The organism is Streptomyces cucumeris (genome assembly GCF_024295805.1).
GTDB lineage: Bacteria > Actinomycetota > Actinomycetes > Streptomycetales > Streptomycetaceae > Streptomyces > Streptomyces cucumeris.
In genome coordinates this window covers 120,464-134,520 of sequence record NZ_JANCLX010000013.1, presented here as the reverse complement: position 1 = coordinate 134,520, position 14,057 = coordinate 120,464, and the positions used below count along the sequence as shown (strand labels likewise).

At 71.1% G+C, this 14,057-nt stretch carries 15 protein-coding genes and 2 pseudogenes; 16 read left to right on the top strand and 1 reads right to left on the bottom strand.

Translation table 11 applies throughout. The annotated features are described in order from the left end of the window. Positions 1-44 precede the first annotated feature (44 nt). A complete protein-coding gene (gene ffh, locus NMK44_RS20565; RefSeq protein ID WP_254745174.1) occupies positions 45-1,601 on the top strand; it encodes a signal recognition particle protein in 1,557 nt (518 codons plus the stop codon). A gap of 107 nt (positions 1,602-1,708) precedes the next feature. Here the strand turns inward: ffh and NMK44_RS20560 are convergent, their stop codons facing one another. Next, entirely contained in the window at positions 1,709-2,605 is an 897-nt protein-coding gene (locus NMK44_RS20560) for an SAM-dependent methyltransferase (protein ID WP_254745172.1), read from the bottom strand. Positions 2,606-2,883: 278 nt separating this feature from the next. Between NMK44_RS20560 and proS the strand changes: the two genes are divergently transcribed. From proS to NMK44_RS20485, 15 genes and pseudogenes are all read left to right on the top strand, one after another. Next, positions 2,884-4,299, top strand: a complete 1,416-nt coding sequence (proS, locus tag NMK44_RS20555; protein ID WP_254745170.1) for a proline--tRNA ligase — start codon at positions 2,884-2,886, stop codon at positions 4,297-4,299. 177 nt (positions 4,300-4,476) lie between these two features. After that, positions 4,477-5,070, top strand: coding sequence for a hypothetical protein (locus tag NMK44_RS20550; RefSeq protein WP_254745168.1), 594 nt, complete (start codon positions 4,477-4,479; stop codon positions 5,068-5,070). A 154-nt stretch (positions 5,071-5,224) separates the two neighbouring features. Next, positions 5,225-5,668 carry a 30S ribosomal protein S16 gene (gene rpsP / locus NMK44_RS20545; protein ID WP_254745166.1) on the top strand — a complete coding sequence of 148 codons (444 nt, stop codon included), beginning with the start codon at positions 5,225-5,227 and terminating at the stop codon, positions 5,666-5,668. A 2-nt stretch (positions 5,669-5,670) separates the two neighbouring features. Next, the gene (locus NMK44_RS20540) at positions 5,671-5,910 is read left to right on the top strand and encodes an RNA-binding protein (RefSeq protein WP_254745164.1); all 240 of its coding nucleotides are present in this window, start codon (positions 5,671-5,673) and stop codon (positions 5,908-5,910) included. Positions 5,911-5,994: 84 nt separating this feature from the next. Further along, complete coding sequence (rimM, locus tag NMK44_RS20535; protein ID WP_254745162.1) at positions 5,995-6,564, top strand: ribosome maturation factor RimM; 570 nt, start codon at positions 5,995-5,997, stop codon at positions 6,562-6,564. Then, the gene (gene trmD / locus NMK44_RS20530; protein ID WP_254745160.1) at positions 6,561-7,382 is read left to right on the top strand and encodes a tRNA (guanosine(37)-N1)-methyltransferase TrmD; all 822 of its coding nucleotides are present in this window, start codon (positions 6,561-6,563) and stop codon (positions 7,380-7,382) included. The genes rimM and trmD overlap by 4 nt, the downstream gene beginning before the upstream one ends. 133 nt (positions 7,383-7,515) lie before the next feature. Then, the gene (gene rplS / locus NMK44_RS20525; RefSeq protein ID WP_254745158.1) at positions 7,516-7,866 is read left to right on the top strand and encodes a 50S ribosomal protein L19; all 351 of its coding nucleotides are present in this window, start codon (positions 7,516-7,518) and stop codon (positions 7,864-7,866) included. 62 nt (positions 7,867-7,928) lie between these two features. After that, positions 7,929-8,753 carry a signal peptidase I gene (gene lepB, locus NMK44_RS20520; RefSeq protein WP_254745156.1) on the top strand — a complete coding sequence of 275 codons (825 nt, stop codon included), beginning with the start codon at positions 7,929-7,931 and terminating at the stop codon, positions 8,751-8,753. Then, positions 8,746-9,780, top strand: a pseudogene (gene lepB, locus NMK44_RS20515) (signal peptidase I); the annotation flags it as partial. The gene lepB (NMK44_RS20520) and the pseudogene lepB (NMK44_RS20515), both read left to right, overlap by 8 nt. Further along, complete coding sequence (gene lepB / locus NMK44_RS20510; protein WP_254745154.1) at positions 9,716-10,807, top strand: signal peptidase I; 1,092 nt, start codon at positions 9,716-9,718, stop codon at positions 10,805-10,807. The pseudogene lepB (NMK44_RS20515) and the gene lepB (NMK44_RS20510), both read left to right, overlap by 65 nt. A gap of 145 nt (positions 10,808-10,952) precedes the next feature. After that, the gene (gene lepB / locus NMK44_RS20505) at positions 10,953-11,702 is read left to right on the top strand and encodes a signal peptidase I (protein WP_254745152.1); all 750 of its coding nucleotides are present in this window, start codon (positions 10,953-10,955) and stop codon (positions 11,700-11,702) included. Beyond that, entirely contained in the window at positions 11,695-12,228 is a 534-nt protein-coding gene (locus NMK44_RS20500; RefSeq protein ID WP_254745150.1) for an NUDIX hydrolase, read from the top strand. Before lepB (NMK44_RS20505) ends, NMK44_RS20500 begins: the two co-directional genes overlap by 8 nt. Before the next feature lie 39 nt (positions 12,229-12,267). Beyond that, positions 12,268-12,576 (top strand): DUF2469 domain-containing protein, encoded by a 309-nt coding sequence (locus NMK44_RS20495; protein ID WP_176180398.1) that lies wholly within the window; start codon positions 12,268-12,270, stop codon positions 12,574-12,576. Between the two features lie 92 nt (positions 12,577-12,668). Next, a complete protein-coding gene (locus NMK44_RS20490) occupies positions 12,669-13,028 on the top strand; it encodes a YraN family protein (RefSeq protein WP_254745148.1) in 360 nt (119 codons plus the stop codon). Continuing rightward, positions 13,028-14,017 (top strand): annotated as a pseudogene (locus NMK44_RS20485) (YifB family Mg chelatase-like AAA ATPase); the annotation flags it as partial. The gene NMK44_RS20490 and the pseudogene NMK44_RS20485, both read left to right, overlap by 1 nt. Positions 14,018-14,057: the final 40 nt, after the last annotated feature.

Genomic DNA, 14,057 nt, shown 5'->3' with positions numbered 1-14,057 from the left:
GCCGACCGCCGACCCGACCGCCGACCGAAGGATTCGCGACCACCGTGTTCGATACCCTCTCCGATCGCCTCGCAGCGACTTTCAAGAACCTCCGGGGCAAGGGCCGCCTCTCCGAGGCGGACATCGACGCCACGGCGCGCGAGATCCGTATCGCCCTGCTCGAGGCGGACGTCGCGCTTCCCGTCGTCCGGGCCTTCATCAAGCAGGTCAAGGAGAGGGCGACGGGTGCCGAGGTCTCCCAGGCGCTGAACCCCGCCCAGCAGGTCATCAAGATCGTCAACGAGGAGCTCATCGGCATCCTCGGTGGCGAGACCCGCCGTCTGCGCTTCGCCAAGCAGCCGCCGACCGTGATCATGCTGGCGGGCCTCCAGGGCGCCGGTAAGACCACGCTGGCCGGAAAGCTCGGCCGCTGGCTGAAGGGCCAGGGCCACGCCCCGCTGCTGGTCGCCTGTGACCTCCAGCGCCCCAACGCCGTCAACCAGCTCTCGGTGGTCGCCGAGCGCGCGGAGGTCGCGGTCTTCGCCCCCGAGCCGGGCAACGGCGTGGGCGACCCGGTCAAGGTGGCCCAGGACTCGATCGAGTTCGCGCGCACCAAGCAGCACGACGTGGTGATCGTCGACACCGCCGGCCGCCTCGGTATCGACGAGGAGCTGATGCGGCAGGCGGCGGACATCCGCGACGCGGTCCGCCCCGACGAGGTCCTGTTCGTCGTCGACGCGATGATCGGTCAGGACGCGGTCAACACCGCCGAGGCGTTCCGTGACGGCGTCGGCTTCGACGGTGTGGTCCTCTCCAAGCTGGACGGCGACGCGCGCGGTGGTGCCGCGCTGTCCATCGCGCATGTCACCGGCCGCCAGATCATGTTCGCCTCCAACGGCGAGAAGCTGGACGACTTCGACGCGTTCCACCCGGACCGCATGGCGTCCCGCATCCTCGGCATGGGCGACATGCTCAGCCTGATCGAGAAGGCCGAGCAGACCTTCAGCCAGCAAGAGGCTGAGAAGATGGCGGCCAAGCTGGCGAAGGGGCCGAAGGAGTTCACGCTCGACGACTTCCTGGCCCAGATGGAGCAGGTCCGCAAGATGGGCTCCATCTCCAAGCTGCTCGGCATGCTGCCGGGCATGGGCCAGATGAAGGAGCAGATCAACAACCTGGACGAGCGGGACGTGGACCGCACCGCGGCCATCATCAAGTCGATGACCCCCGGTGAGCGCCAGGACCCGAACATCATCAACGGCTCGCGCCGCGCCCGTATCGCGCGTGGTTCGGGTGTCGAGGTGAGCGCGGTGAAGAACCTGGTGGAGCGGTTCTTCGAGGCCCGCAAGATGATGTCCAAGATGGCCCAGGGCGGTATGCCCGGGATGCCTGGCATGCCGGGTATGCCGGGCATGGGCGGCGGTCAGAAGCGCAAGGGCAAGCAGCAGAAGAAGGTCAAGGGCAAGCAGCGCAGCGGCAACCCCATGAAGCGCAAGGCCGATGAGCAGGCCGCCGCCGCGCGCCGTGAGCAGGCGTGCCAGCAGGGCGGCGCGTTCGGCATGCCGGGCGACCAGGGCGGTCAGGACTTCGAGCTGCCCGATGAGTTCAAGAAGTTCATGGGCTGAGTCCCCTGGGGGCGCCCGTGCCGCCCCGTTCACCGGGCCCCTGCGCGTATGCCGGGGGCCCGGCGTGTTTCCCGGCCGGAAACGAGCGGTCGCCCGGGGACGAACGGTCAGACGCGCGCGATCAGATAGCGGAAGACGTTCGGCATCCACACCGTCCCGTCCGCCCGTTGGTGCGGATGGAGCGCCTCGGCGACCTCCTTGGCGACCTGCGTCGGATCCGTGGCCCGCTCCGCCGCGTCGAACAGCCCGGTCGACAGCAGCCCGCGCACCGCGCTGTCCAGATCCGCGTAGCCGAACGGGCAGGCCACCCGGCCCGAGCCGTCGGGCCGCAGCCCGGCCCGCTCCGCCAGCCGCTCCAGGTCGTCCCGGCCGCACGGCCGCCAGCGGGCCGGCGCGCACATCGGATCGGCGAGCCGTGCGCCCACCCGCAGGACGGCCGAGGTGGCGCACCGCTCGGGTGGGCCCCATCCGGCGAGCACCACGGCACCGCCGCGCTCGGTGAGCGCCGTGGCCGACGTGAGCGCGGAGACCGCGGCGTCCATCGCGGCTCCCGGGGCCGCCCCCAGGGCGGGCAGCGGCTCGAAGGCGGTCACGACGGTGAACCCCGCCGTCGCCCTGGCGTCCGCCGCCGCCTCCGCGGCCTCCCGCACCCAGGCGCTGTCCGGGTCGCCCGGCCCCAGCCGCGCCGGGGGCGTGTCCTGGCCGCGCGCTCCGCCCGCGGCCGTCAGCCGCTCCCGCGCCAGGTCCAGCCGGTCCGGATCGGTGTCCGTCCCGCAGACCGCCGCACCGCGCGCGGCCGCCATGAGGAGGGCCAGCCCCGAGCCGCAGCCCAGGCCCAGCAGCCGGGTCCCGGCGCCGACGTCCAGTCGTTCGTACACGGCCTCGTACAACGGCACCAGCATCCGCTCCTGGATCTCCGTCCAGTCGCGGGTGCGGATGCCGGGATCCGCGGAGTGCGACGAGGAGGGGTGCGGGCGGTGCCGCCGGACGAGCGTTGATGTCATCGAAAGGGCCCCAATCAGCGAAGAGCGAAGTGCCGTCGTCAGATCCGGTTTCCGTCCGCCGTCGTGCGCTGTGGCGTCCCACCCCCGTATGCCAGGGAACTCCCCATCCGTGCCCGCGTCCAGAGGTTTCACGGCCGTGCTTGCATGCCCCCTCCGTGCGCCCCCGCACCCCCGCGCCCCGCCCCGCTCCCGGGGCCGCCCCGGCGGCGCGTCCGCCGCAGCCGGTTGCTTTTCGCCCGATTCACGGTTCCGCGCGCCGCCGCCGTACGATCGGCGCCATGGCGAAAGCTCCCGTACTCACCCCGCGGGCGGAAGACTTCCCCCGCTGGTACCAGGACGTGATCAACAAGGCCGAGCTGGCCGACAACGGCCCGGTGCGCGGCACCATGGTGATCCGACCGTACGGTTACGGGCTGTGGGAGCGGATGCAGGCGGACATGGACGCCCGTATCAAGGCGACCGGTACGCAGAACGCGTACTTCCCGCTCTTCATCCCGCAGTCGTATCTGACGAAGGAAGCCGATCACGTCGAGGGGTTCGCGCCCGAACTCGCCGTCGTCACCCACGGCGGCGGCAAGGAGCTGGAGGAGCCGGTCGTCGTCCGGCCGACCTCCGAGACGATCGTCAACGAGTACTTCTCCAAATGGGTGCAGAGCTATCGCGATCTGCCGCTGCTGATCAACCAGTGGGCCAATGTGGTCCGTTGGGAGCTGCGGCCGCGGCTGTTCCTGCGGACGACCGAATTCCTCTGGCAGGAGGGCCACACCGCCCACGCCACCTACGAGGACGCCCGGGACTTCGCGGCCCGTATCCACCGCCACGTCTACGCCGACTTCATGGAGAACGTGCTCGCCATGGACGTCGTGCTGGGCCGGAAGACCGCGGCGGAGCGGTTCGCCGGAGCGCTCAACACCCTCACCCTGGAAGGGATGATGGGCGACGGCAAGGCGCTGCAACTGGGCACCAGCCATGAGCTCGGCCAGAACTTCTCCCGTGCCTTCAACACCCGCTACCTCTCCCGGGAGGGTGAGCAGGAACTGGTGTGGCAGACCTCCTGGGGCAGCACCACCCGCATGATCGGCGCGCTGGTGATGATGCACGGCGACGACCAGGGCCTGCGGATCCCGCCCCGGCTGGCTCCCGTGCAGGCCGTCGTCATGGCGGTCAAGGGCGATGACGCGGTGGTCGCGCGGGTCCGGGAGGTCGGCGACCGGCTGACCGCGGCCGGTGTGCGGGTGCGGGTCGACGACCGCACGGACACCCCGTTCGGCCGCCGCGCGGTCGACTGGGAGCTCAAGGGCGTACCGGTCCGGGTCGAGATCGGTCCGCGCGACCTGGAGGCCGGCACCGCGACGCTGGCGCGCCGGATCCCGGGCGGCAAGGAGCCGGTGCCCGTCGAGCGGCTCGCCGGGCTGGTGCCCGGGATCCTCGAGGAGGACCAGGCGCTGCTGCTGCGCCAGGCGCGGGACCGCCGGGCGGCGCGGACCACGGACGTGGCGACCATCGCGCAGGCGGCCGAGGCCGCGACCGCGGGCGGCTGGGCCCGGATCCGGTGGGCGGACCTGGGACCGGAGGGCGAGGCGGCGCTCGCCGCGCAGGCGGTGTCCGTACGCTGTCTGGTCGCCGAGGACGGGTCGGTGCCGGACGCGGACGACACTCCGGGTAACGTCGCCTACGTCGCGCGGGCCTATTGAGGCCGGGCCGGTGCCGCGGAACCGGTACGTACCGGGTTGGTGCCCGCTGGGCGGCTCCTCCGCAGATCGGCGCACCCGCCCTCGTCGCGGCACTCATCGTGAACTGACTGGTACGTGCAAATTATTTGGGATGCCCCGGAATCGGAACACCGGGCCGCTCCGGCTCGTTAGCACGACGTGAGCACGACACCACCTGTTCTCGCCGCAGAGCTGGCGCAGGCGTGGGCCGATATTCAACGGCACCACTCCGAGCTGCCGGATCTCGCCGCGCCCGAATCGCTGATCGGAGAGTCGTCGTCCGCATGTGGCGCCGAGCTCTCCTTCGAACGGCTGCTGCACGAGGCCGTCCATGGCATCGCCGCCGCCCGCGGTGTCCGTGACACCTCGCGCGCCGGCCGCTACCACAACCGCCGGTTCCTGGCGATCGCCGAGGAGCTCGGGCTGGACCATCCCGAGGAGCCACATCCCAGCAGTGGTTTCTCCCTGGTCACGCTGAGTCCCGAGGCGAGAAAGCGCTACCGGAACACGATCGAGAGACTCCAGCGCGCCCTCAAGGCGCACACCGTCGCGACCACCGCCGACACCTCCCGCACCTTCCGCGGGCCCGCCGCGCGGCACGGTTCCTCCGGCGGCGGCGTCCGGGTCAAGGCCGTGTGCGACTGCGGGCGCAACGTCCGCGTCGTCCCGTCGGTGCTGGCGCAGGCGCCGATCATGTGCGGCGGCTGCGGCAAGCCGTTCCGCATCCCGGAGGCGGTGGCCGCGGTCGGCTGACCGGCGGCGGTGTGGCACAATGGTCCGCTGTACTCGACAGTCGACCAGGACCCCTCTCTCCTCCGGCTGGCGCGTCCATCGGGCACTCGGGTACCACAACCCCACGTGGCACTTCGTGTGCTCAACCACGTCAAGACCAGGAGACACCACTCCCGTGGCAGTCAAGATCAAGCTGAAGCGTCTGGGCAAGATCCGTTCGCCTCACTACCGCATCGTCATCGCCGACTCCCGTACCCGCCGTGACGGCCGGGCCATCGAGGAGATCGGCCTGTACCACCCGGTGCAGAACCCGTCGCGCATCGAGGTCGACTCGGAGCGCGCGCAGTACTGGCTGAAGGTCGGCGCGCAGCCGACCGAGCCGGTGCTGGCCATCCTGAAGGTCACCGGCGACTGGCAGAAGTTCAAGGGTCTGCCCGCCCCGGCGCCGATGCAGGTCGCCGAGCCGAAGGCCGACCACCGCGCGCTGTTCGAGGCTGCCGCCAAGGACGCCGGTGACGAGCCGAAGGGTGAGGCGATCACCCAGAAGGCGAAGAAGGCCGAGAAGAAGTCGGACGACGCGGCCGAGGCCGCCGAGTCCACCGCGTCGACCGAGGCCTGAGGATGCTCGAGGAGGCCCTCGAGCACCTGGTGAAGGGCATCGTCGACAATCCCGACGAAGTGCAGGTCGCCTCGCGCAACCTGCGTCGTGGACGCGTGCTGGAGGTCCGGGTGCACCCCGATGACCTCGGCAAGGTGATCGGCCGCAACGGCCGGACCGCGCGTGCCCTGCGGACCGTCGTGGGCGCCATCGGCGGCCGTGGTATCCGCGTCGACCTGGTCGACGTGGACCAGATCCGCTGAGGCGATCAAAGAGAGCACCGGCACGGGCCGGGGAGGGCCATGGGGCCGTCCCCGGCCCGTGTGTCGTGAAGGGACATCGGACACGTGCAGTTGGTTGTGGCGAGGATCGGCCGAGCCCATGGCATCAAGGGTGAGGTCACCGTCGAGGTGCGTACCGACGAGCCGGAACTGAGGCTCGCCCCGGGCGCCGTGCTGGCCACCGAGCCCGCCTCGGCCGGGCCGCTGACCATCGAGACCGGCCGGGTCCACAGCGGCCGGCTGCTGCTGCGCTTCGAGGGCGTCCGGGACCGTACGGGCGCGGAGGCGCTGCGCAACATCCTGCTGATCGCCGAGGTCGATCCGGAGGAAGTCCCCGAGGACCCCGAGGAGTTCTACGACCACCAGCTCATCGACCTCGATGTGGTGACCGTGGACGGCACCGAGGTCGGCCGGATCTCCGAGATCTCCCATCTGCCCTACCACGATCTGCTGATCGTCCGGCGTCCGGACGGCAGCGAGGCGATGATCCCGTTCGTCTCCGAGGTGGTGCCGGAGATCGACCTCGAGGCGCAGCGCGCGGTGATCGACCCGCCGCCGGGGCTGCTGGACGAGGCCGAGGCGGAGATCGCCAGTAGCCGCGAGGACGCCTCCCGGGACGAGGGCCCGTCGTCATGAGGCTCGATGTCGTCACGATCTTCCCCGAGTACCTCGAACCGCTGAACGTCTCGCTGGTCGGCAAGGCCCGTACCCGGGGGCAGCTCGACGTCCGGGTCCATGACCTCCGTTCCTGGACGCACGACCGGCACAACACGGTGGACGACACCCCCTACGGCGGTGGTCCGGGCATGGTGATGAAGCCCGAGCCGTGGGGCGAGGCGCTGGACTCCGTCCTCGCCTCGGGGGAGGCCGAGGGGCTGGCCGCGCCGGTGCTGGTGGTGCCGACGCCGAGCGGCCGCCCGTTCACCCAGGAGCTGGCCGTGGAGCTGGCCGAGCGCCCCTGGCTGGTCTTCGCGCCCGCCCGCTACGAGGGCATCGACCGGCGGGTGATCGAGGAGTACGGCGAGCGGCTGGAGGTCCACGAAGTCTCCATCGGCGACTACGTCCTGGCCGGCGGCGAGGCCGCGGTGCTGGTGATCACCGAGGCGGTCGCCCGGCTGCTGCCCGGTGTGCTGGGGAACGCCGAATCGCACCGCGACGACTCCTTCGCGCCCGGCGCCATGGCCGATCTGCTGGAGGGGCCGGTGTACACCAAGCCCCCCGAGTGGCGTGGCCGTGACATCCCGGAGGTGCTGGTCAGCGGGCACCACGGCAAGATCGCCCGTTGGCGGCGGGACGAGGCGTTCCGCCGCACCAGCGCCAACCGCCCCGATCTGATCGAGCGCTGCGACCCCGCGGCGCTGGACAAGCACGACCGGAAGACCCTGGCGGAACTGGGCTGGGAGGAGCTGCCCGGGGGCGGATTTGGGCGCCGCGACCGGGCCGTGGAAGAATAGGCCGCTGCCGTACGTCCGGGCGCGGCGCCCCTGCCACAGGGGGATCGACGCCCACCCGATGAGGGCGGCACTCCGAATCAGCATCCGATATGCCGCTGATGACCTGTGGCATCAGCGAGGAAAGCAGACGATCATGTCTCACCTGCTCGACACCGTCGACACCGCGTCGCTGCGCAGCGACATCCCCACCTTCCGCCCGGGTGACACGGTCAACGTGCACGTGCGCGTCATCGAGGGCAACCGCTCCCGTGTGCAGCAGTTCAAGGGCGTGGTCATCCGCCGCCAGGGCTCCGGCGTGCGTGAGACCTTCACCGTCCGCAAGGTGAGCTTCAGCGTCGGCGTCGAGCGCACCTTCCCGGTGCACACCCCGATCGTGGAGAAGATCGAGGTCGTCACCCGCGGTGATGTGCGCCGTGCGAAGCTGTACTACCTGCGCGACCTCCGCGGCAAGGCCGCCAAGATCAAGGAGAAGCGCGAGAACTGAGTTTTGCGCGACTACTGAGCTACCGCCGGATCATCCGGCCGGGGCGGATAGGCTCTGGCCCGATGGACACCGAAGGACAGCTCGCGGAGCGCGATCGCTCCTCCCGCTCCACCACGGAGCCGGAGGACCGGTCGCGCTCTTCGCATGCGCCGGGTGACGCGGCGGAAGAGACCGCCGCCGCGTCCCGGCCCGCCCGGCGGACGCTCGGGTGGCTGACCGGAGGCGGGCCCTGGCGGCGGGCGGGAGTGGTCACGGCGCTCAGCGCCGTACTGGTCCTGCTGGTGAGCGGCTGGGTGGTCCAGCCGTTCCTGATCCCCAGCGGCTCGATGGAGAACACCCTGCGACCCGGGGACCGGGTGCTGGTGAACAAGCTCGCCTACCGCTTCGGGGACGATCCGCGGCGCGGCGACGTTGTGGTGTTCGACGGAAACGGTTCCTTCCGCGGCGAGCAGCCGTCGGGGAACCCTGTGACCGGAGCACTGCGCAAGGCCGCCGCCGCGGTCGGACTGGCCGCCCCGGCCGAGACCGACTACATCAAGCGTGTGGTGGGCGTCGGCGGTGACCGGGTCACCTGCTGCGACAAGCGGGGGAGGATCGAGGTGAACGGTCAACCGGTGGACGAGCGCTATCTGCACCCGGGGGACAGCCCCTCGCGTGTGCCGTTCGACATCGTGGTGCCGGAAGGGCGGCTGTGGGTGATGGGGGACCACCGCTCCGCCTCCCGCGATTCACGGGACCACCTCGGCGCGCCCGGCGGGGGCACCGTCCCTCTGGACCGGGTGATCGGCCGGGCCGACTGGATCGCCTGGCCGGTCGGCCGCTGGTCCCGGCTGGAGCGGCCGGAGACCTTCTCGGCGGTCCCCGAACCGGGCGGCGCGCATGGGTAGCCGCGGACGGCCCCGGTACGGAAAGCGCCGCGCGGGCGCGCCGCCGGAGGCGGATGAGTCGCGTCCGGGGGAGCGCCCCCTGGGCGGGCGTGCCGAGCGCCGCAAGATCCAGCGCCGGATCAAGCGCAGGCGCCGCCGCTCCAAGGCCAAGGAGATACCGATCCTGGTGGGTGTGGCACTGGTGATCGCGCTGGTGCTGAAGACCTTCCTGGTGCAGGCGTTCGTGATTCCGTCCGGGTCGATGGAGCAGACGATCCGCATCGGTGACCGGGTGCTGGTCGACAAGTTCACCCCGTGGTTCGGCTCGAAGCCGGAGCGCGGTGATGTGGTGGTGTTCAAGGACCCCGGCGGCTGGCTGGAGGACGAGCGCAAGCCGCCCAAGGACGATCCGCCGGTCATCAAGCAGGGCAAGCAGTTCCTGACCTTCATCGGTCTGCTGCCGTCGGACGACGAACAGGACCTGATCAAGCGGGTGGTCGGAGTCGGCGGTGACACCGTCGCGTGCTGTGACTCGGGCGGCAAGGTGACCGTCAACGGCACGCCGCTGAACGAACCGTATCTGCATCCGGGGAACGAGCCTTCGCAGCGTCAGTTCAAGGTGACCGTCCCCGAGGGGCGGATCTTCGTGATGGGTGATCACCGCTCCAACTCGGCGGACTCCCGGGTCCATCTGGACGAACCGGGTCAGGGCACCGTCTCGGACGACATGGTGGTCGGCCGCGCCGTGGTGATCGCCTGGCCCTTCGGTCATATGCGCCAGCTGGAGGAGCCGGGAACGTATGCATCGGTGAAGGACGCGCCGGGCGGGGAGACACGGGCGCAGGGCTCGCCGCATAGGCTGTCCCCCATGGATCAGCAAGGAATGGTCCAGCTCCCGACCCCTGCGGAACTCCCGCTCGTTATGGGAGTGGTGGTCCTGCGCCGTTCGTGGAGCAGGCGGCAGTCAGGTGTGAGGAGTGGATGTGGGGGATTTGGCGGTCGGCGCGCGTTCCGGTCACGAAGAGCCCGAGCGGCGACCCGGAGCACGGGGAGACACCCCTGTGAACGGGGACGGGGCGGACACGGCGCCACAGACCGGTGCGCCCGCGGACCGGGCCTCGGACGATCCGGCGGGACCGGCCGGTTCGGACCGTGCGACCGCGGCGGATCCCTCGGACCGCCCAGGGTCCGCCGAGCCCCAGGACTCCGCGACGGGCACGGAGCGGGAGACGCCCTCCGGGGTGTCCGGCGGCCCTTCCGGCGCCGGGGCCGCGCCGGGGGCGAAGCGGGGCACCGCTGACCAGAAGAAGGCGCGCTCGTTCTGGAAGGAGCTGCCGATCCTGGTCGGCATCGCCCTGCTGCTGGCGCTGCTGATCAAGACCTTCCTGGTGCAGGCGTTCTCCATCCCGTCCGACTCGATGCAGAACACCCTGCAGCGGGGCGACCGGGTGCTGGTCGACAAGCTCACCCCGTGGTTCGGCTCGGAGCCGGAGCGCGGTGAGGTGGTGGTCTTCCACGACCCGGGCGGCTGGCTCGGCGAGACGGAGAAGAAGGACTCCGGTCCGGTCGCCGAGGGCATCCAGAAGGCGCTGAGCTTCATCGGGCTGATGCCGTCGGCCGAGGAGAAGGACCTGATCAAGCGGGTCATCGCGGTCGGCGGGGACACCGTCTCGTGCAAGCGCGGCGGCAAGGTCATGGTGAACGGCAAGCCGCTGGACGAGCCGTACATCTTCCCCGGGAACACCCCCTGTGACGAGAAGCCGTTCGGCCCGATCAAGGTGCCCGAGGGCCGGATCTGGGTGATGGGCGACCATCGCCAGGACTCCCTGGACTCGCGCTACCACCAGAACCTGCACCAGGGCACGGTCTCGGTCGACGATGTCGTCGGTCGCGCGATCGTGGTCGCCTGGCCGGTCGACCGCTGGGGCACGCTGTCGGTGCCGGGCACCTTCGACCAGCCGGGGCTGAGCGCGGCGGCTTCGCTGGCGCCGGCGGCGGGCGGGCTCGCGGGCGCGCTGCCGCTTGTGCTGTGGCGGCGCCGCAGGATGATCGCCGAGCTGCAGCGCAGCGGCTGACCTGGCCCTCCGCCGCTGCCGCGGGGTCTCCTCGCGGCGTCCTGCTGCTGACGCCGGGCGCCTACCGCGGGTAAGGTGCGGTCCCGTGCCCTCGGGCACGGGACCTGATCTTCTGACGTCGGTGGCGCAAGGCGGGAGCACGGGAATGAGCAGACCGGTGGGGGAGGGCAGGTTCGGCAGCCTGCTGTCCGGTGTGGCGGTGGCCCTCGGCTGTGTGCTGTTCCTGGGCGGATTCGCCTGGGGTGCGGTGGTCTACAAGCCGTACACCGTCCCGACCGACTCCATGGCGCCCACCATCGGCAAGGACGACCGGGTGCTGGCCCAGCGGATCGACGGCGATGAGGTGCGCCGCGGTGACGTGGTGGTCTTCCAGGACGCCGTCTGGGGCGCGATGCCCATGGTGAAGCGGGTGATCGGCGTCGGCGGTGACAAGGTCGTCTGCTGTGACAGGCAGGGCCGGGTGAGCGTGGACGGCACGCCGCTGGACGAGCCCTATCTGGAGAAGAAGGACCAGGGGTCCCTGACCGGCTTCTCCACCACGGTGCCCAAGGGACGGCTGTTCCTGATGGGCGACCACCGCAGCGATTCGCTCGACTCCCGGGTGCATCTCACCGACAGCAGCCACGGGGCGGTGCCCAGGAGCGCGGTCAGCGCCCGGGTCGACGCCACGGCCTGGCCGATGAGCGGCTTCGGCATGCTGGAGCGGCCGGGGACGTTCGACGGGCTGCCGGGCGGGGTCTCACAGCCGGGGCCGCTGCGGCTGATGGTGATCGCGGTGGTCAGCGGTGCCGTCCTGATCCTGGCGGGAGCGGCGTACGGGCCGATCGCCCGCCGCAGGCGCGCCGGCGCCGTGCGGCGCGAGGAGGCGCGCGGGACGGTGACGGCGAGTGGCTGACGGGGCGGCCGGACGGCCGCCGGGCACCGGCGCGGAGGAACGGCCGCTGCGGCAGGTCGCCCGGGTGGTGCTGCTGGACCCGCGGGACCGGATTCTGCTGCTGCACGGCTATGAACCGGACGATCCCTCGAAGACCTGGTGGTTCACGCCCGGCGGTGGCCTGGAGGGCGAGGAGAGCCACGAGGAGGCGGCACGGCGGGAGCTGGCCGAGGAGACCGGGATCACCGATGTCCGGCTCGGCCCGCTGCTGTGGCGGCGGACCTGCTCGTTCCCCTTCGCGGGGCGGCGCTGGGACCAGGACGAGTGGTACTTCCTGGGGCGCACCGAGCAGACCGGGACCGGGATCGGCGGGGGTCTGACGGAGCTGGAGCGGCGCAGTGTGGCCGGGCTGCGGTGGTGGACCGCGGAGGAGCTGGCGGGGGTGGAGGAACCGGTGTACCCGACCCGCCTCCCCGGACTCTTGCGTACGCTGCTCGTCGAGGGACCCCCGAGTGCACCGGTGATCCTGGAGACTGAGCGCGTCTGACGCACAATGGGGGGACGCACGGCTGAAGGGGAACATGCCATGAGCGCCGAGGACCTCGAGAAGTACGAGACCGAGATGGAGCTGAAGCTCTACCGGGAGTACCGAGATGTCGTCGGTCTGTTCAAATACGTGATCGAGACCGAGCGCCGCTTCTATCTGACCAACCAGTACGAGATGCAGGTGCACTCCGTCCAGGGTGAGGTCTTCTTCGAGGTGTCGATGGCCGACGCCTGGGTCTGGGACATGTACCGCCCGGCGCGTTTCGTGAAGCAGGTCCGGGTGCTCACGTTCAAGGATGTGAACATCGAGGAGCTCAACAAGAGCGACCTCGACCTTCCGAGTGGCTGAGTTGTCCACAGGCTGATGCCCCTCCACGGAAATCCTCCAAGATCCCACAGTGAGTGACCAAGGCGTCACAGTCGGTGCCGGAGGTGGTGCCGATGAACGCCCGAGGGGCACTGGGTCGCTACGGCGAGGATGTGGCGGTACGACGGCTGGCCGAGGCCGGGATGACCGTTCTGGAGCGCAATTGGCGGTGCCGGGACGGTGAGATCGACATCGTCGCGCTCGACGCCGGAGCGCTGGTGGTGTGCGAGGTCAAGACGCGCCGCGCGGGATCCTATGAGCATCCGATGGCGGCCGTCAGACCGGGCAAGGCCGAGCGGCTGAGGCTGCTGGCGGAGCGCTGGCTGGAGCGGCACGGGGGCCCGCCGCCGGGCGGGGTGCGGATCGATCTGGTCGGTGTGGTGCTGCCGCACCGGGGCGCGCCCGTCGTCGAGCACGTACGGGGGGTGGCCTGATGGGGTTCGCCCGCACCTGTTCGGTGGCGCTGGTCGGGGTCGAGGGCGTGGTGGTCGAGGTCCAGGCCGATCTGGAGCCCGGGGTGGCCGCCTTCACCCTGGTCGGGCTGCCCGACAAGAGCCTGGTGGAGAGCCGCGACCGGGTCCGTGCCGCCCTGGTGAACTCGGGGGCCGTCTGGCCGCAGAAGAAGCTCACGGTGGGGCTGAGCCCCGCGTCCGTCCCCAAGGGCGGCAGTGGATTCGACCTGGCGGTGGCGTGTGCGGTGCTGGGCGCGGCCGAGCGGATCGACCCACGGCAGATCGCCGATCTGATGATGATCGGGGAGCTCGGGCTGGACGGCCGGGTGCGTCCGGTGCGCGGGGTGCTGCCCGCGGTGCTCGCGGCCTCCGAGGCGGGCTATCAGCAGGTCGTCGTGCCGGAGCAGACGGCGGCCGAGGCGGCGCTCGTGCCCGGGGTCTCGGTGCTCGGGGTGCGCAGTCTGCGTCAGCTCATCGCGGTGCTGACGGATGAACCGGTGCCCGAGGAGGAGCAGGAGCCGTTCGAGCCGGGACGTCCCGATCCGCTGCTGGCGGGGCTCACCGTGCCGGGCGCGGGCATGGGCACGGGGGTGACCGCGGGGCCCGGGAGCGGGGCGGGCGGTCCCGATCTGGCCGATGTCGCCGGACAGCGGGCCGCGCGCGGCGCCCTGGAGGTCGCGGCGGCGGGAGGACACCATCTGTTCCTGACCGGACCGCCGGGCGCGGGCAAGACGATGCTGGCCGAGCGGCTTCCCGGGCTGCTGCCGCCGCTCACCCGGCAGGAGGCCCTGGAGGTCACCGCGGTCCACTCGATCGCCGGAGTGCTCCCGCCCGGCCAGCCCCTGGTGGACACCCCGCCGTACTGTGCACCGCACCATTCGGCCACCATGGCCGCCCTGGTCGGCGGGGGCAACGGCCTGCCCCGGCCCGGTGCGGTCTCGCTGGCCCACCGCGGGGTGCTCTTCCTGGACTTTAGCGATCACTAGCTGCGTGTCCGTGTCGCTCGTTGAG